Origin of the sequence: Clostridium pascui (assembly GCF_016908015.1) — a bacterium.
Lineage (GTDB): Bacteria > Bacillota > Clostridia > Clostridiales > Clostridiaceae > Clostridium_AK > Clostridium_AK pascui.
In genome coordinates this window covers 160,983-179,600 of the sequence record NZ_JAFBDB010000004.1, presented here as the reverse complement: position 1 = coordinate 179,600, position 18,618 = coordinate 160,983, and the positions used below count along the sequence as shown (strand labels likewise).

The 18,618-nt window shown below is 32.0% G+C and carries 18 protein-coding genes and 1 riboswitch; all 18 genes read left to right on the top strand.

What is annotated here, in order from left to right; translation table 11 throughout:
- The first annotated feature begins 233 nt into the window (after window positions 1-233).
- The 18 genes from JOC70_RS11530 to cbiD all read left to right on the top strand — a co-directional run bounded on the left by JOC70_RS11530 (window position 234) and on the right by cbiD (window position 18,613).
- Window positions 234-1,109, top strand: a complete 876-nt coding sequence (locus JOC70_RS11530) for an FMN-binding protein (RefSeq protein WP_204599035.1) — start codon at window positions 234-236, stop codon at window positions 1,107-1,109.
- A 90-nt stretch (window positions 1,110-1,199) separates the two neighbouring features.
- Window positions 1,200-2,243, top strand: a complete 1,044-nt coding sequence (locus tag JOC70_RS11525; protein ID WP_204599034.1) for an FAD:protein FMN transferase — start codon at window positions 1,200-1,202, stop codon at window positions 2,241-2,243.
- Between the two features lie 15 nt (window positions 2,244-2,258).
- Window positions 2,259-3,212, top strand: a complete 954-nt coding sequence (gene menA / locus JOC70_RS11520) for a 1,4-dihydroxy-2-naphthoate polyprenyltransferase (protein ID WP_204599033.1) — start codon at window positions 2,259-2,261, stop codon at window positions 3,210-3,212.
- 50 nt (window positions 3,213-3,262) lie between these two features.
- Window positions 3,263-3,445: riboswitch (cobalamin riboswitch) on the top strand.
- A gap of 268 nt (window positions 3,446-3,713) precedes the next feature.
- Window positions 3,714-5,186, top strand: a complete 1,473-nt coding sequence (locus JOC70_RS11515) for a cobyric acid synthase (protein WP_204599032.1) — start codon at window positions 3,714-3,716, stop codon at window positions 5,184-5,186.
- Between the two features lie 10 nt (window positions 5,187-5,196).
- Complete coding sequence (gene cbiB / locus JOC70_RS11510; protein ID WP_204599031.1) at window positions 5,197-6,147, top strand: adenosylcobinamide-phosphate synthase CbiB; 951 nt, start codon at window positions 5,197-5,199, stop codon at window positions 6,145-6,147.
- Window positions 6,148-6,152: 5 nt separating this feature from the next.
- Window positions 6,153-7,256, top strand: coding sequence for a pyridoxal phosphate-dependent aminotransferase (locus tag JOC70_RS11505; protein WP_204599030.1), 1,104 nt, complete (start codon window positions 6,153-6,155; stop codon window positions 7,254-7,256).
- Between the two features lie 31 nt (window positions 7,257-7,287).
- Window positions 7,288-7,995, top strand: a complete 708-nt coding sequence (locus JOC70_RS11500; RefSeq protein ID WP_243429125.1) for an energy-coupling factor ABC transporter permease — start codon at window positions 7,288-7,290, stop codon at window positions 7,993-7,995.
- Complete coding sequence (locus JOC70_RS11495; RefSeq protein WP_204599029.1) at window positions 7,995-8,294, top strand: energy-coupling factor ABC transporter substrate-binding protein; 300 nt, start codon at window positions 7,995-7,997, stop codon at window positions 8,292-8,294. The genes JOC70_RS11500 and JOC70_RS11495 overlap by 1 nt, the downstream gene beginning before the upstream one ends.
- Window positions 8,257-8,958 (top strand): cobalt ECF transporter T component CbiQ, encoded by a 702-nt coding sequence (gene cbiQ, locus JOC70_RS11490; RefSeq protein ID WP_243429114.1) that lies wholly within the window; start codon window positions 8,257-8,259, stop codon window positions 8,956-8,958. The genes JOC70_RS11495 and cbiQ overlap by 38 nt, the downstream gene beginning before the upstream one ends.
- A gap of 21 nt (window positions 8,959-8,979) precedes the next feature.
- The gene (gene hemA, locus JOC70_RS11485; RefSeq protein WP_204599028.1) at window positions 8,980-10,176 is read left to right on the top strand and encodes a glutamyl-tRNA reductase; all 1,197 of its coding nucleotides are present in this window, start codon (window positions 8,980-8,982) and stop codon (window positions 10,174-10,176) included.
- Entirely contained in the window at window positions 10,134-10,802 is a 669-nt protein-coding gene (locus JOC70_RS11480) for an NAD(P)-dependent oxidoreductase (RefSeq protein WP_204599027.1), read from the top strand. Before hemA ends, JOC70_RS11480 begins: the two co-directional genes overlap by 43 nt.
- Window positions 10,780-11,649, top strand: a complete 870-nt coding sequence (hemC, locus tag JOC70_RS11475) for a hydroxymethylbilane synthase (RefSeq protein ID WP_204599026.1) — start codon at window positions 10,780-10,782, stop codon at window positions 11,647-11,649. The genes JOC70_RS11480 and hemC overlap by 23 nt, the downstream gene beginning before the upstream one ends.
- Before the next feature lie 15 nt (window positions 11,650-11,664).
- Complete coding sequence (gene cobA / locus JOC70_RS11470; protein ID WP_204599025.1) at window positions 11,665-13,125, top strand: uroporphyrinogen-III C-methyltransferase; 1,461 nt, start codon at window positions 11,665-11,667, stop codon at window positions 13,123-13,125.
- Between the two features lie 61 nt (window positions 13,126-13,186).
- Window positions 13,187-14,155, top strand: coding sequence for a porphobilinogen synthase (gene hemB, locus JOC70_RS11465; RefSeq protein ID WP_204599024.1), 969 nt, complete (start codon window positions 13,187-13,189; stop codon window positions 14,153-14,155).
- A 104-nt stretch (window positions 14,156-14,259) separates the two neighbouring features.
- Entirely contained in the window at window positions 14,260-15,528 is a 1,269-nt protein-coding gene (gene hemL / locus JOC70_RS11460; RefSeq protein WP_204599023.1) for a glutamate-1-semialdehyde 2,1-aminomutase, read from the top strand.
- Between the two features lie 12 nt (window positions 15,529-15,540).
- On the top strand, window positions 15,541-16,860 hold the full coding sequence (locus tag JOC70_RS11455; protein ID WP_204599022.1) for a cobyrinic acid a,c-diamide synthase CobB: 1,320 nt from the start codon (window positions 15,541-15,543) through the stop codon (window positions 16,858-16,860).
- Window positions 16,861-16,878: 18 nt separating this feature from the next.
- Complete coding sequence (locus JOC70_RS11450) at window positions 16,879-17,502, top strand: precorrin-8X methylmutase (RefSeq protein ID WP_204599021.1); 624 nt, start codon at window positions 16,879-16,881, stop codon at window positions 17,500-17,502.
- 16 nt (window positions 17,503-17,518) lie between these two features.
- On the top strand, window positions 17,519-18,613 hold the full coding sequence (gene cbiD / locus JOC70_RS11445) for a cobalt-precorrin-5B (C(1))-methyltransferase CbiD (RefSeq protein ID WP_204599020.1): 1,095 nt from the start codon (window positions 17,519-17,521) through the stop codon (window positions 18,611-18,613).
- Window positions 18,614-18,618 lie beyond the last annotated feature (5 nt).

Below are 18,618 nucleotides of genomic sequence, written 5' to 3'. Positions count from 1 at the left end.
ACAATAATGTGTTATGTAATATCAAGAGTAAATATATGTTCATATGTGAATTTATGGATGTGTAAATTAGGTTTAACAGTAAATATAAATAGAAATAGCCATAATATTGAAAATTATACTAGCAAAAACTTATATATTTGTGTATAATTTCATTGTAAAGGTTTTAATGGTAGGTTTGTTATTTGACAAACTTCATGAAGGTATTAACTTAATTATTAAGGGGGAAGAATTGAATGAAGAGAAGATGGTTATCAGGAGTACTTGCTTTAAGTATCGTATGTACAAGTTTATTTGTAGGATGTCAAAAGAGAGAGGAAACAAAACCTGCTTCATCAAATGAAAAAACTCAAGCGGCTTTAAAGGATGGAAAATATAAGGCAGAAGCTTCAGATTTTGATGAAAGAGGGTGGAAGCCATTTGTTGAAGTAGAAGTAAAGGATGGAAAAATTTCTGTAGCTAAATTTGACTATGCTAATAAAGATGGAAAATTAAAGAGTGAAGATGCAGAATATAACAAGAACATGGAAGCTAAGGTTAAAACAGGTCCAGCTAAATACACTAAAGAGTTAGCTGCTGCATTAATTGAGAAACAAGATCCTGCTAAAGTTGATACTATAGCTGGTGCAACTCATTCCGTAGAAAACTTTAAGAAACTTTCTACAGGATTACTTGAAAACGCTAAAAAAGGTGATACTTCAGTATTAAAGGTTACTTTCGAGGCTGAACAAAAAGCAGTTACTTTAAAGGATGGAAAATATAAGGCAGAAGCTTCAGATTTTGATGATAAGGGATGGAAGCCATTTGTTGAAATGGAAGTAAAAGACGGAAAGATTTCTGTAGCAAAATTTGACTATACTAACAAAGATGGAAAGCTAAAGAGTGAAGATGCAGAATATAACAAGAATATGGAAGCAAAAGTTAAAATAGGTCCAGCTAAGTATACTAAAGATTTAGCTGCTGCGCTAGTTGAAAAACAAGACCCTGCTAAAGTTGACACTGTGGCTGGTGCAACTCACTCTGTAGAAAATTTTAAAAAGCTTTCTACAGAATTACTTGAAAATGCAAAAAAAGGTGATACAGCAGTATTAAAAGTTAATTTTGCTAAATAATAAAATGTATGAAATAATTATATATAAAGACCTTAGGTTAATAAACCTAGGGTCTTTTATTTAGAAAATATATAAGGAGGATATTATAAAATGTTTAATATAAAAAAGTTATATTTGACATTAATATCGATTATAGTTACTATATCTACCGCGGCATGCAGTAGCGGAAGCTTCACTAAATACAGTTCACCTATAAGTAAAACTGATTTTTTCATGGGTACAGTAGTAAAAATTTCGTTATACGATAAAAAAGATGAAAGTATAATTACTAGGGCATTTGACAGAATAAAAGAAATTGAGAATGAGGTAAGTATAAATAAACAAGGTACAGAACTTGAAAGGTTAAATAGTTTTGCTGGAAAATCTCCTCTAAAAGTCAAAGATGATACATATTTAATAATAAAAAAGGGGTTGGAATACTCTAAGTTGTCACAGGGAAGCTTTGACATAACCATAGGCCCAATTGTAAAACTTTGGAGTATTGGGCTCCCAGAAGCTAAGGTGCCAACTGAATCAGAAATAAGTGATAAATTAAAACTTGTAGGGTATAAAGATGTTAAAATAAATGAAGATAAGTCTATTTTTTTAGAAAAGCCAGGAATGAATATCGATTTAGGTGGCATTGCAAAGGGATATACTGCAGACGAAGTTGTAGAGATACTCAAACAAAATGAAGTAAAGAGCGCGGTTATAGATTTGGGAGGAAATGTATTTGCGTTGGGCAGTAAGATCGACGGACAGCCATGGAAAATAGGAATTCAAAATCCATTTGAAGTAAGAGGGAAAATTATTGGTACCATTGATGTTCAAAATAAATCTATTGTTACATCGGGTATATATGAAAGATTTATAGAAAAAGATGGGAGAAGGTATCATCATATTTTGAGCCCATTTAATGGGTATCCATATAATAATGAAATTGCAGGGGTAACCATAGTAAGTGATAAATCCATAGATGGAGATGCACTTTCCACTACTGTATTTTCAAAAGGATTAAATGGCGGAATGAAGTTTGTTAGGGAAACTAAAGGAATAGAAGCTATTTTTGTAACTAAAAACAAAGAGGTATATATAACTGATGGATTAAAGAATAACTTTAAACTTACAAATACTGAATTTAAGATGATGAACTAGCTAGGAGGAAGAGAAATGTCACTAAGTGGGTTTTTAAAATTTGTTGAAATTCAAACAAAGGTTGCAAGTGTTATACCATTTATACTTGGAACACTTTATTCATTATATAGATATGAAACTTTTAATTTTGAAAATTTTATAACTATGTTTATATCATTAATAACATTTGATATGGCTACCACAGCCATTAATAATTACTGTGACTATAAAAAAGCACATACAAATGAGGGATATGATTATAAAGTAAAAAATGCAATTGAAAAATACAATATAAGACAATCTACAGCAGTATTTATAATATTTACTTTATTAATAATTGCAACTGCAGCTGGAATAACATTGACCCTTAACACAAATGTTGTTGTTTTATTTATAGGTATTGTTTCCTTTATAGCAGGCATTTTATATACATTTGGTCCTATTCCGATTTCTCGAATGCCTTTAGGAGAAGTTTTTTCAGGAATATTTATGGGATTTTTAATTACATTTTTGTCTATATATATTCATATATATAATGAAAATATTGTAACGATAATGTATCAAAGCAATATATTAAAGATTAACACAAATATATTCGAAGTGTTTTATATATTTTTAGTTTGTATACCATCTATAAATGGAATTGCAAACATAATGCTTGCTAATAATATTTGTGACGTTGAAGAAGATGTTATAAACAAAAGATTTACACTTCCATATTATATAGGGAAAAAATCTGCATTGAAATTATTCAAAGTTTTATATTATATCAGCTATTTAGATATAATAATATTAGTAATACTAAGTATTTTGCCAGTAACGTCTTTATTGACCCTCTTTACTTTAATTCCAATAAATAAAAATATAAAATTATTTTATAGCCAGCCAGTTAAAAGCAAGACATTTGTTTTAGCAGTTAAAAATTTTGCATTAATAAACTTAACTTATATTACTTCAATATTAATAATGACTGTAGTTAATTATTTATAGGTTTATTATCTTGACATATAGTATGTATAGTAGTAAGATTATATTGTCAATTGAATATTATGTATTCAGGTGCCTATTTAAAAGTAGGTGAAAAGGGAATGCGGTTAAATTCCGCGGCAGCCCCCGCTACTGTAAGTGATGACGAGCCTTTCATATCCACTCTTTAATAAAGGGGAAGGGAAAGGTAAGAGTGATTCATAAGCCAGGAAACCTGCCTGTGATATTTTTTAAGAGCTTTCGGCGGGAAAGATCACAAATGTGTTTGATAAAATCCGGCTTTGTCCGGTTTTTTTATTTGTTGATAACAGTAGGCGAAAGTCTGCTGTTTTTTACTATTTATAAGGACTCCTAGAAATTTAAAATAAATCTCCTATCAAACTATCAATGGTTAGTTTGTCCATAAATCTAACCATTGATAATTTTAAATTAATAATTGAAATTTTAATATACATAATAGATAATATATAATGGATAATACATATATAGAAAGGAAGTGGCTTTATGCCAAAGATAATGTTACAGGGGACAGGCTCTACTGTCGGAAAAAGTATACTAGTAACAGCATTATGTAGAATATTTAAGCAAGATGGATATAGTGTATGTCCTTACAAATCACAAAATATGGCGTTGAATTCATATATAACTCATGATGGTAAGGAAATGGGAAGAGCTCAGGTACTTCAGGCTTATGCAGCGGGATTGGAACCAGAAGTGTACATGAATCCTATACTTTTAAAACCATCCAGCGATAAAAAGTGTCAAATTGTATTCAATGGTAAGGTATATGGAAATAGCACTGCTATGGAATACCATAATATGAAACTTCAATTTGCAGAAAAGTTAAAGGAAGAATTTGAAAAAATAGAAAAACAATTTGATATAATAGTAATTGAAGGAGCAGGAAGCCCAGCTGAAATAAATTTAAGAGAAAGAGATATAGTAAACATGGGTCTTGCAGAGATGGTAGATGCACCAGTGCTTCTGGTAGGAGATATAGATAAGGGTGGTGTGTTTGCATCACTGGCAGGAACACTTCTTTTACTAAGTGATGATGAGAAGAATAGAGTCAAGGGAACTATAATAAACAAGTTCCGCGGAGACATAGATATATTAAAACCAGGTATCAATATGCTTGAAGATATAATACATAAACCTTGTATTGGAACTGTACCATACTTTACATTAGATTTAGAGGATGAAGATGGTGCAACAACATTTAACAAGGAAAAAACTAATGACATAGATATAGCAATTATAAAACTTCCTCATATTTCAAATTTTACAGATTTTGATGCGTTAAAGCTTGAAGAAGATGTTTCAGTGAGATACATAACTTCCAAAGAAGAGTTTGGAAATCCGGACCTCTTAATAATTCCAGGAACAAAAAACACTATAGAAGATTTGCTTAAATTAAGAAAAACAGGTCTTGAAGAAATGATAAAAAACTATTCTAAACAAGGAATGGTTATGGGTATCTGTGGAGGATACCAAATGCTTGGAAATATATTAAAAGATCCTTATGGAGTAGAATCTAATTGTGAAGAAACAAAGGGTATGGGACTTTTAGATGTAGATACAGTATTTGAAAAGGAAAAGGTCACTACAAGAGTTAAGGCTAAAGGACATGAATGTGACATATATGGTTATGAAATTCACATGGGAATTTGTACTTATGGGGAAAATGCAAAGCCAATGTTTAGTATATATGATTGCAATGGGGAAGCTCAGGAAAGATTAGATGGAGCAGTAAGTAAAGAAGAAAATGTACTTGGAACTTATATACATGGCATATTTGATGGGGTGGAGTTTAGAGAAAAGCTTATAAATAAATTAAGAGCTAAAAAAGGAATTGAACTTAAAAAATCTAAGGACTATGAAAATATAAGAGAAAAGAACTTAGATATGCTGGCAGACATAGTAAGAAGAAGTCTTGATATGGATAAGATATATGAAATAATGGGACTTAAGAAGTAGGAGTTTCTAAATGATACATTTAATAGATTTAACTTTGGCAGTAATAATTGATTGGATAATAGGAGACCCATATTGGTTTCCTCATCCAGTTATATATATAGGGAAACTTATAAGGGCTTTGGAGAGCAAAGGAAGAAAGATATGCAAGACCGATAAAGCGTTGAAGACCTTTGGAGGAATTATCGTTTTAATTGTAGTTTGCACTAGTTTTATAATTCCATTTTTGATGCTTTACATAGTTAGAGATAATTTTTGGATTTATCACATTTTAAATATATTTATATTATGGACTACACTTGCTTGTAAGTCCTTAGGTAATGAAGCAAAAAAGGTGTATGATTCATTGAAGATGGATGATATAAAGGATGCTAGGCTAAAACTCTCCTACATAGTTGGCAGAGATACCAATGATTTAAGTGAAGAAGAAATAATCAGAGCAGATGTAGAAACTGTGGCGGAAAATGCCTCTGATGGAATAATTGCCCCTCTTTTTTATGCAATGATAGGCGGCGCACCATTAGCTATGATGTATAAGGGAATAAATACTATGGATTCAATGCTTGGATATATGAATGAAAAGTTTTTACATATAGGATTTTTTCCAGCTAAGGTAGATGATTTATTTAACTTGATACCTGCAAGAATTTCAGGAATACTAATGTGTCTTGCAGCACCAGTGGTTAATGGAAATATAATAAATAGCTTTAAAATAATGATTAGAGATAGAAGAAACCATAAAAGTCCTAATTGTGCCTATCCTGAAGCAGCTACAGCAGGAGCTTTAAGAATACAAATCGGGGGAATTAATAGGTATTTTGGCGAGATAGTATATAAGCCTACTATTGGAGATAAGATAAATGAGTTAAGTTATACTCATATATTTGGAAGTATAAAGCTTATGTATGCATCAGAAATTTTAATGATTATATTATATGCATTTATAATGCTTAATTTGAGGTGATGGAATTGCAGCATGGCGGAGATATATATACAGAAGGGCTTCTTAAAGGAAGGGAGCTTATAGATTTTAGTTCTAATATAAACCCTTTGGGAATACCAGAAAGTTTTACAAACCGTATTGATGAAGCGGTAAAAAATTTGGGCAGATATCCAGATGCTAAATATAGAGAGCTTAGATATAACTTAAAGGAATATATAAATAAAAGTCCCATTCTCTTTAATGATAAAAAAGAGCAGGATTTTGTAAATGAAGAGTACATAGTAGTTGGGAATGGAGCAGCGGAAGTAATTGATTTAGTAATAAGCCAATTTAAGAGTATATTAATTATGGCTCCATCTTTTGGGGAATATGAAGAAGATGCCCTGAAATGGGGACTTAATATAAGATATTCCAAGCTTACAGAAGATATGGAGTACAATTATGAAGATATAATGATAAAACTTCCTAGTATAGATGCTTTAATAATAGGTAATCCCAATAATCCTAACGGTTCCATAATAAATAGAGAAAAGTTTAAATCTATACTTGAGTTTTGTGAGGAAAATAATAAAAAGGTAGTAATAGATGAAGCTTTTATAGAATTTGTAGGAGATACAAATCAAAGTTTTGTAGATCAAATTAAAAACTTTAAATGTTTATTTATAGTAAGAGCTTTAACTAAGTTTTATGCAATGCCCGGAATAAGATTAGGTTTTGGATTATGTAGAGATGTTGAATTTCTAAAAGAAATAAAAGCAAGGCAAAATCCATGGAATATAAATTCTTTTGCAGAAGTAGCTGCAAAATATGTGCTTAAAGATAAAGAGTATATACAAAGGTCATTAAATTGGATAAAGGAAGAACGAGATTACTTAAGCAAAGAATTAAAAACTATTTCTTTTATAGATAAAGTTTATAAAACTCATGGTAATTTTATATTATGCAAATTAAAAAGCATAAGCTGCCATAAATTTTACGATATGTGCCTAGAGAAAAATGTAGTTATAAGAAAATGTGATAATTATAAAGGACTTGGCAAGGAATATGTAAGACTTGCAATAAAAGATAGAAGCACCAATTATATTCTCATAGAAGCTATTAAAAATTTAAATATAGATGAGGTGTATTAAAATGAAATTTCTCAAAAATAACTTTAAAACTATGCTATTTCTAGCGCTTGGCATAATAGTTACAATTGCTCCTAATGCATATGCTATGCACATAGCAGAAGGATTTTTGCCTCCAGTTTGGGCGGGAATTTATTTCGTAATTTCAATACCTTTTATAGTTATTGGACTTAAACACATAAGAAAGCAAACTGAAAAGAATGGAGATTTAAAAATGCTTTTAGGGCTTGTTGCAGCCTATGCATTTATACTTTCAGCTATGAAAATTCCATCCGTTACAGGAAGCTGTTCCCATCCAACAGGAACAGGTCTTTCAGCTATAATATTTGGACCATTTATATCATCAGTGGTAGGACTTGTAGTACTTGTTTTTCAAGCACTTTTCCTAGCTCATGGAGGAATTACTACATTAGGTGCTAATACTTTTTCAATGGGAATTGTGGGCCCGATAGTTGCTTATCTTTTATATACTGCTTTGAAAAATAAAAATAAGAAAGTAGCAGTTTTTACTGCAGCATGTTTTGGAGATTTAGCAACTTATTTAGTAACTTCTGTGCAGCTTGCATTAGCTTTTCCATCTCAAACAGAAGGATTAATGCACTCTTTTATAAAATTTGTATCTATATTTTCAATAACTCAAATACCTTTAGCTATAATAGAAGGAATTGTTACAGTTATATTGTTTGAATTCATTACTAAATATTCTTCTAAGGAATTAGAGATATTAGGAGGGGCAAGATAATGAAAAGAGGAACTTTAGGTTTAATTACATTATGTATTGCAATAATGGGATTATCTCTTCTTATTGGAACTGCCAGAGGAGGAGAATTTGGTGGAGCAGATGGACAAATAGAGGAAGTTATAAGTGAAGTAAATCCAAATTATACTCCATGGTTTGAAAGTGTATGGACACCACCCTCAGGAGAAATAGAGAGTCTTTTATTTGCAGCACAGGCATCCATAGGAGCGGGATTTATGGGATATTACATAGGAAAGAAGAAAAATGCTAAAGCTTATAATGGCTCTTGCCAGAAGGAGTAAGCTTGCATATATACATCCTTTGGAAAAGGCATGTCTTGCAATAATTCCTATAATAATAATGGGATTTGTTAAAAATCCCATTATTGTAATTATAAATATTTTGGTATTTATAATATTACATATAAAAACTAATAATAATTTGGAAGTAGTAAGGAAATTTTCTTTAGAAATTGCCTTATTTTCTGCGTTTTCATCCATTACTTTTGTACTTGATTATGGATGGAGTTTTGTATTAGTAATAATTTTGAGAAGTATTTCTGCAGGATTATGTCTTTCTTTTTTTTCATTGACAACTCCCATAGATCAAATATTTTATGTTTTATCTAAAAGAAAAAGCCTAAGGGATATATGTGATATAGCTAAGTCCATGGAAAGATTTCTTGTAGTAATAAATGAGGAGTACAACATAATGTACAACTCCATGAAATCTAGGGGAGGATTTGATAGTTTTAGCTTAAAAATAAAGAGTACGGGAAAACTAGCAGCGCTTTTATTTGTGAATACAATGGAGAGATGGAAAAATATAAAAGAGGGAATATATAGCAGAGGATATAGAGGATATATGCCGTATATTTATAAGGAATTTCATTTTTCAATGCCGAGATTTATGTTTGTAATGATTTACGACTTAATTTTAATTACATTAGCATTTTATTTTAAATAATTTATGGAGATGGTAGCTTAAATGTTAGGAGTCATAGGTTTAAAGTCCAATGTGAAATTGGAGATAAGAGAAAAACTTTCTATAATACCAAAGCACTATGGAAGAGCCCTAGAAGGCTTAATGGAAGTCTGTGAAGAAGTGCTAATACTCAGCACCTGCAATAGAACGGAAATATATTATAACTCAACTAAAAGTTATGAAGAAGTAATTTTTAAGATATTTGAAAAGCTTAACTGGCATGAAGATTATTTTAAGTACATATTTCATTATGAAGAAGAAAATGCAATAAACCATATAATGCAGGTTGTATGTGGATTTGATTCTTTAATACTTGGAGAAGATCAAATACTTGCACAAGTTAAAGAATCATATAAAATTGCACTAGAACATAAAAGCATAAAAAAAGATCTTCAAAAGCTTTTTCAAATGGCAATCACCTGTGGGAAGGAATTTAGGTGTAAAACTGAACTCTATAAAGTGCCTGTATCTTCAGCATCTATTTCTGTAAGTCAAGCAAGAAGAGATGGAGCTAAGAGTTTTATGGTGCTTGGCTATGGTGAAGTAGGAAGTTTAGCATGTAAATACATTATGGCAGGCAGCTTTGAAAAGCTATATATTGCAGTAAGAAATACTTCAGTTGTAAATATAGATGATTCAAGGGTGAAGGTGATAAATTTTAATGAGAGAGCAGATTACTATAAGTATGTAGATTCTATAATAAGTTGCACTTCTGCACCTCATACAGTGGTATATAGCTCAGAATTGCCACTAAAGTCTCTTAGTATATATGATTTAGCAGTGCCAAGAGATGTGGATGAAGAAGTGAATTATATGGAAAATATTAAGCTTTATGATATAGATAAAATAAGTTCTATGAACGATGAGAATTGCAAAAGAAGAGAAGAGATAATGAAATCTAATATGGATATAATCCATAAATATAAACAGGAATTCTATGAGTGGAGAAGCATTAAAGAAGTTTCAGGAGACATTTTAAAGCTTAAATCTCAAGGTGAAAAAGTATATAGAAGTAGATTCGAAACTTTTATAAATAAAAAGGATACCAAAGACAGTGAAAAGTTAGCTGAAGTCCTTTTAAAAAGCACTTCAGATGCTTATATAAACAGAGCTATTGAAGTATTAAAAGAAGAGAAGCTGAAAGGCAGGTATGAGGAATGCTTGAAGCTAATAGAGAGGATATTTTACCAGGCGGAATAAATGATGTATTTTTATCTATTGTTTCTTGTAAGATAAATGTTTTAATAGTAGGAGGAGGAAGAGCGGGATTTATAAAAGCTAAAACTCTTACTGAAAGAGGCTGCAATGTTACAGTAGTATCTCCAGAGCTTTCCTCTGACTTTAAAACTTTAAAAGAATATAACAATATTAAATTTATTAAAGATACATACAAAAGAGAATATATACGAGATAAACATTTAATAGTTATTGCAGTTCCAGAAGAATTTGCAATTGAAGTAAAGAAACATTGTGAAGAAGAGTTTAAAGTGTACATAGCTTCTTATAACTTTAGAGAAGGAATAGCAGTGCTCCCTTATCAAAGAAGTACTAAGAATATGACTTTTGCTCTGAAATCCATAAAGGCTAGCCCTAAAACCACTAGATTTATTGGACAAAAGCTTGAAAAAACCTTAAAGGAATATGATGATTTTATGGAATATTCTTGTAGGTTGAGAGAAAAATTAAAAATATATGAAAATAGAGAAGAAATACTGAGCTTTATATCAAGTGATGATTTTTATTTCTCTTATACTAAAAATAAACAAGATTTAATACTTAAAATGTTTTTTGGAGATGATTTTAATGAATATAATAGTAGCTACTAGAAAGAGTGCTTTGGCACAAACTCAAACAAATTTGGTTATAAATGACATAGAACAAAAGCATAATGTGAAATGTGAAAAGCTTTTAATAGAAACTACTGGAGATAAGATACTTGATAGAACGTTAGACAAGATAGGGGGAAAAGGGCTTTTTATAAAGGAAATTGAAATGGCACTTTTAAAAGACAGGGCTCACATTGCGGTTCATAGTATGAAAGATATGCCATACGAGCTTCCTTTAGATTTTGTAATAGGAGCAATTCCTGAAAGGGAAGATGTACGAGATGTTTTAGTATCCAGGGATAATATGAGGTTTAAAGACTTGCCTAAGGGAGCAAAGATAGGAACAAGCAGCCGTAGAAGAGCTTCAGAACTTAAGCTTTTAAGGCCAGATTTAGAAATAGTTCCTATAAGAGGAAATGTTCAAACTAGAATAGATAAAATAGAAAAGTTAGGACTTCATGGAACTATACTTGCAGCAGCAGGGCTTAAAAGACTTCAAATGGAGCATGTAATAGCAGAATATTTCAATCCACATGATTTAGTTCCTGCAGTGGGACAGGGAGCTTTAGGGATAGAAATAAAAAGTGGAAGCCCCTATATAAAATACATAGAGAATATAGACGATAAGCATACAAGAATATGCGTAGAAGCGGAAAGAAGCTTTATGAGAGCTTTAAAGGGTGATTGTCATTCAACAATTGGTGCTTATGCACAAATCGCTGGAAGTGACATGAATATAGTTGGAATATTTGAAGTCAATGGTAAAGTTGTGAAAAAGGATATAACAGGAAACGTAGAGGATTATATAAATTTAGGTAAAAAATTAGCTGAAAAAATAATGGAATAACTTAAGGAGGAAATTATGGCAAAGGTTTATCTTATAGGAGCAGGTCCAGGAGATGAGGAGCTTATAACTCTTAAGGCAATAAGAGTTTTGAAAAAATGTACGGCTGTAATGTACGATAGATTAGCAGGCCCAGGAATATTAAAATATTTAAATGGGGATTGTGAGATATATTATTGTGGTAAGGAACCGGGATGCCACTATAAAACTCAAGAAGAAATAAATGAAATGCTAGTAGGACTCGCTAAAAAGGGCCATGTAGTTGGAAGAATAAAAGGGGGAGATCCTTATGTATTTGGAAGAGGTGGAGAAGAAGCCTTAGCATTAATTGAAGAAGGCATAGAATTTGAAACTGTTCCAGGCATAACTTCTGCTATATCTGTATTAAGTTATGCAGGTATCCCTGTAACTCATAGAGCTATTGCTCAAAGCTTTCATATATTTACGGGAATGACAGCTGAAAAGGCAAATATAAACTGGAGTGGGGCAGCAAAATCAAACGGTACTCTTGTATTTTTAATGGGATTTAGAAACTTTGACATAATAAAGGCTAGGCTCATGGAAAATGGAGTTAGTGAAGATACCCCTGCAGCAATTGTTATGAGAGGTACTACTTCAAAGCAAAAGAAGGTTATAGGTACTTTAAAGGATGTAAAAGAAAAGGCAATAGAGGCGGGTATAACTTCTCCTTGTATCATAGTTGTAGGGGAAGTAGTGCAATTTCATGATCAATTTAATTGGTATGAAAAGAAACCTTTATTTGGGCAAAATATATGTATAACTCGTTCTAAGGAGCAGTCACAGGAAATAAAGGAAAAGTTAATAGATTTAGGAGCTCAAGTTACAGAAATAAATACTATTAAAATAGTAAATACAAATTCTAGCTTAAATACATATAAGGATAAGATAGAAAGTTATGATTACATCGCACTAACAAGCGTGAATGGAGTAAATGTATTCTTTGATTATCTAATAAAAAATGAAATTGATTTAAGAAATATAAAAGCTAAGTTCTGCGCTATAGGACCTGCAACAGCTAGAGCGCTAAAATCAAAAGGAATACTTCCTTTTATAGTAGCAGAAGAATTTGTAGCAGAAGACTTATTTGAGAAAATGAAAGAATATGTAAAACCAAATGATAAGGTACTTCTTCCACGTTCTGCAAAGTCTAGAGCATTCTTAAAAGAAGCCTTAGTAGAAAAAGGATGTAGTGTAGATGAAGCACATACTTATGATATAGAAAAGGGAGCCTCACCAGAAGAAGGAGTTTTTGAGGAAGTGGATACAGTACTTTTCACAAGTCCTACAACTGTGAGAAACTTAATAGATATGGTTGGAAAAGAGCAAGTATCTCAAAAGAGATGCATAGCTATAGGGCCAATAACAGCAAAAGAACTAGATGCAAATGGAATAAATCACGAAGTTTGTGAAGAATATACTACTGAAGGAATGGTGAAGCACTTAAGTGTTAGAAATTAGAAATAAGTACTAGGAACTATTTAGTGACTAGTGATAATTAAAATGAAAGAAGGGTTTTGTTTTGTTTAGAAGACATAGAAGACTTAGAAAAAATGAAGCTATAAGAAGTATGGTTAGAGAAACTGTTTTAATGCCAGAAGATTTTATATATCCATTATTTGTTATAGAGGGAGAAAATATAAAAAGAGAAATAAGTTCCCTTCCAGGAAATTATCATTATTCTTTAGATAGATTGGCAGAAGCTATAAAAGAAGTTGAAGAAGCCGGAGTAAGGGGTGTAATACTCTTTGGAATACCTTCTCATAAGGATGAAATAGGATCAGGAGCTTTTGATAGTGAAGGAATAATTCAAAAAGCGGTAAGAAAAATAAAAGAAATATCTAAAGACATTTATGTTATAACAGATGTATGCATGTGTGAATACACAAGTCATGGACACTGTGGAATAATTCATGATCACGATGTGGATAATGATGAAACTTTAGAATACATAGGAAAAGTTGCATTATCTCATGCTAAAGCAGGTGCTGATATGGTAGCACCATCTGATATGATGGATGGAAGAATTCAAATTATTAGAGATGTATTAGATGACGCTGGATATAAAAATGTGCCAATAATGGCTTATAGTGCAAAGTACTCATCAGCCTTTTATGGTCCTTTTAGGGAAGCAGCAGGATCGGCACCAGAATTTGGTGATAGAAAGAGTTATCAAATGGATCCAGCAAATCTAAGAGAAGCAATGCTTGAAATAGAAGATGATATAAATGAAGGAGCAGACATAATAATGGTTAAACCAGCTCTTTCATATTTAGATGTTATAAGATGGGCAAGAGATAGATATGATCATCCAATAGCAGCGTATAGTGTAAGCGGCGAATATGCTATGGTGAAGGCAGGAGCAAAGCTTGGATATATAGATGAAAAGAAAATAGCATTAGAAATGCTAACTTCTATAAAAAGAGCTGGAGCAGACATGATTATAACTTACTACGCAGTAGAAGCAAGCCGTTGGATTAAGAATAGTTAGCCAGTATTCAGTAACCAGTGGCTAGAAAATGTAGAAATTTTGCTATGCAAAGTTTCATCCGAGATTGGCAACTGGTTACTAAAAAGAAAGAGGTGTAACGTAGAGTGAGAAATCTTGAGATATTTAGAGAATCAGAAAAATACATGCCTGGTGGAGTTAATAGCCCTGTTAGAGCTTTTAAAAGTGTAGGTATGAATCCTCCAATACTTAAAAGTGGCAATGGTTCAAGAGTTGTTGATGAGGAAGGTAATGAATACATAGATTTTGTAGCTTCTTGGGGACCTATGATACTTGGACACAATGATGAGGATGTAATGAAGGCAATAGAAGATATGCTTAAAAACGCAATAAGCTTTGGAGCGCCTACAGAAATTGAACTTAAACTTGCAAAACATATGTGTGAAACCTTAGATAATATAGATATGATAAGAATGGTAAACTCAGGAACAGAAGCTACTATGAGTGCTATAAAGCTTGCTCGTGGATATACTAAAAGAGATAAAATAATAAAATTTGCAGGATGTTATCATGGACATTTTGATGGATTTTTAGTAGAAGCAGGTTCAGGAGTTTTAACAGAGGGAATACCAGGTTCCCCTGGGGTGCCAGAAGCAAGTGTAAAAAACACTTTAATTGCACAGTATAATGATTTAGAAAGTGTTAAAATGCTATTTGAAAAAGAGGGAAATGAAATTGCAGCAATAATTGTAGAGCCTGTAGCTGGCAATATGGGAGTAATACCTGCAAAGCTAGAATTTTTAAAAGGCATGAGACAGATCTGTGATCAGTATGGAAGCCTTTTAATATTTGATGAGGTAATGTCAGGATTTAGGGTAGCTTATAAGGGAGCTCAAAGCTTATATGGTGTAAAACCTGATTTAACTACATTTGCAAAGATAATGGGAGGTGGACTTCCAACTGGTGCTTATGGTGGAAAAAGAGAAATTATGAGTCAGCTTTCCCCTATGGGACCTGTTTATCAAGCAGGAACCATGTCAGGAAATCCAGTGGTTATGGCAGCCGGGCTTGCGGCACTTACAAAGCTTTATCAAAATCCTAAGTATTATGAACACATTGAAGAAATAGGAACACTTCTTAAAGAAGGTGTAGAAGAAATAGCAAAGGAAAAGAATCTGCCTATAGTAGTAAATAGATGCGGTGGAATGATTACTTTATTCTTTACAAAGAAGGATAAAGTTCAATCCTATGAAGATGTTAAAACATGTGATACAGACCTTTTCACAAGATACTTTAAGCATATGCTTGAAAATGGAATATATCTTCCACCTTCACAATTTGAAGCTATGTTTATTGGAGTTAAACATAGTAGAGAAGATATAAAAAAATTCTTAGATGTTTTAAGAAAGTTTTAACGGGTGTCTAATATGAAAGCTATAATGATATCTTCAAATAGCAGCGGTGGTGGAAAGACCACCGCTACATTAGGACTTATGAGAGCCTTTATGAAAAGGGGAAATGAAGTTCAAGGTTATAAAGTTGGGCCTGACTATATAGATCCTGCTTTTCATAGTCGCATAACAGGTAAAATCTCAAGAAATTTGGATTTATATCTTATGGGTGAGGAAGGAACTAAAGCTTCCTTTAGCAGAGGAAAAGGAAATTTGGGAATAGTAGAAGGAGTTATGGGACTTTACGATGGCAAGGGAATAGACTCTAAATATTCCACAGCTCACGTGGCAAAAGTACTAGACCTTCCTATAGTTCTTATAATTTCTCCTAAAGCACAAAGTGCTACTTTATGTGCAGAAATAAATGGACTTATAAATTTTGAAAATGCAAATATAAAAGGTGTTATATTAAATAATATTTCCGAAAGTTACTTTAAGCTTTTAAAGGCTGCTATAGAATATAACTGTAATATTAAGGTATTTGGATACATTCCAAAAGAAGAAAAATTGAAGCTTGGAAGCAGACACTTAGGACTTATACAAAGCAGTGAAATAGATGATTTAGAAGAAAAGATTGAGTTATGTAGTGAGCTCATAGAAAGATATGTAAATCTTGATGAGCTTTTACAAGAATTTAGTGAAGTGAAAAGCTATGAAGATAAGTTTCATATAGAAAATAAAAACTTGAATATAGCTGTAGCATATGATAAAGCATTTAGTTTTTATTATAAGGAAAACCTAGAGCTTCTAGAAGAAGCGGGAAAGATAGCTTATTTTAGTCCTCTAAAGGATAAGAAACTCCCTGAAAATGTAGATTTTGTTTACATAGGTGGAGGATATCCTGAAGTATTTATAGATGAATTAAGTAAAAATAAGGAGTTGCTTGGAGATATTAAAAACAAGCTTCAAAATGGCATAAGATGCTATGCAGAATGTGGTGGGCTTATGTATCTTACAGAAGGAATAGATACTAAAGAACATAATTTAAATACTGTGGGATTTTTTAGTGGGAGAACACTTATGACAACCAAACTTCAAAACTTTGGTTATGCAGAAATAACTATAGATAAAGAAAACAGTATTTTACCTAAGAAAACAAAAATAAACTGCCATGAATTTCATAAGTCCTATGTCGACAGCAGTGAAGAAAAGATATATAAACTGACGAAAACTATGTATGATGGTACTGAAAAGAATTGGACATGCGGCTACATGAAAAATAATACATTAGGTGGGTATGCACATGTGCACTTCTTTGGAAACTTAGAGTTTTTAGAATACCTGTTAAAAAAATAAAGGGTGGTGTTTTTATCAATGGATTACATAAAAAAACCAATGGACATTGAAGTAAAGAGTTTTGAAATAATTGGCGAGGAAATGGGACCTCACAATTTTGATGATAGAGAGCTTAAAATAATAAAAAGGCTTATACATACTACAGCAGATTTTGAATTTAAAAATATTACATATATTAGGGATGGAGCCATAGATGCTGCACTTAGCATTTTAAAAAAGGGAGTAACTATATATACTGATACCAATATGGCAAAGTCAGGTATAAATAAGGCTGCATTAAAGAAGTTAAATTGTAAAGTTGAGTGCTTTGTAGATAGAGAAGATGTAGCAGAAGTTGCAAAGGAAAGAGGCATAACTCGTTCTATGGCAGCAGTTGAAAAGGCTGTAGAAGAAGGAGTGGAATTTTTTGTATTTGGCAATGCTCCAACGGCTCTATTTAAATTAAAAGAGCTTACACTAGAAGGAAAAGCTAATCCAAAGTTTATAATAGGAAGTCCAGTTGGATTTGTAGGAGCTAGTGAATCTAAAGAGGAATTAGAAAAAATGGACGTGCCTATGATAACTATAAGAGGAAGAAAGGGAGGCAGTAATGTTGCTGCAGCCGTAGTAAATGCTCTTATGTACATGATTGTAGAAAGATAAATTTTAGGTGATTAAAATGCTTGATATGTATGTAAATTGCGATGGAAAGAGACTGAGATGTGGGTATACTACAGGCTCTTGTGCAGCAGCAGCGGCGAAAGCAGCTACATTATGCCTTTATGAGAATAAGGATATTAATGAAATAAGTATAGATACTCCTAAGGGAATTAGGCTTACAATTCCAGTAGAAAAGCTCATAAGAGGAGAAAACTATGTGGAATGCTGCGTCATAAAGGATGGCGGAGATGATATTGATGCAACTCATGGAGCAGAAATATGGGCAAGAGCAGAGAAAAAGCCCTCGGGATATAGTTTAAAAGGCGGAAAAGGTGTAGGAGTGGTTATGGGGGAAGGGCTTTATGTAAAAAAAGGAGAACCTGCCATAAACCCTGTACCACGACAAATGATAAATAAAGAAGTTACAGAAGTACTTCCTAAAGAATCAGGGGTAGAAATAACTATATTTGTACCTAAGGGAGAAGAAATTGCAAAAAAGACTTTTAATCCTAGACTTAACATAATAGGAGGTATATCAATACTCGGTACATCAGGAATTGTTATGCCTATGTCAGAAGATGCACTAATAGCATCAGTTGAGTTAGAAATAAATCAAAAGGTTGCAAAAGGAGCCAAAGAACTTATATTAGTATTTGGCAACATGGGAGAAACTAGAGGAAAGTCATTGGGGCTTGATGAAAACAAGATGGTTGTAATTTCAAATTATGTAGGAAAAGCTTTAAACTCATGTATTGAGAATGAAATATATGATATTACAATAATAGGCCATATAGGAAAGCTCTGCAAAATTGCAGCAGGATGCTTTAACACTCATAGCAGAGTATGTGATGTAAGAATGGAAGTAATAGCGTTAGAACTAGCTTTAATGGGATATCCTAAAGAAGTTATTGAAAAGGTATATAATGAAAAGACTACAGAAGGAGCAATCAAATTAATAGAAGAAACTCCTCTAATTACAAAAGAAGATGAATATAAGCTTTATAAAATTATAGCTGAAAAAGTAAAAAACAGAATTGAAATATTTACCTATGGCAAGGTTAAGCCAAAAGTAGTTATGTATAGTATGGAAAAAGAACTTAGTATTATAGATTAATATAT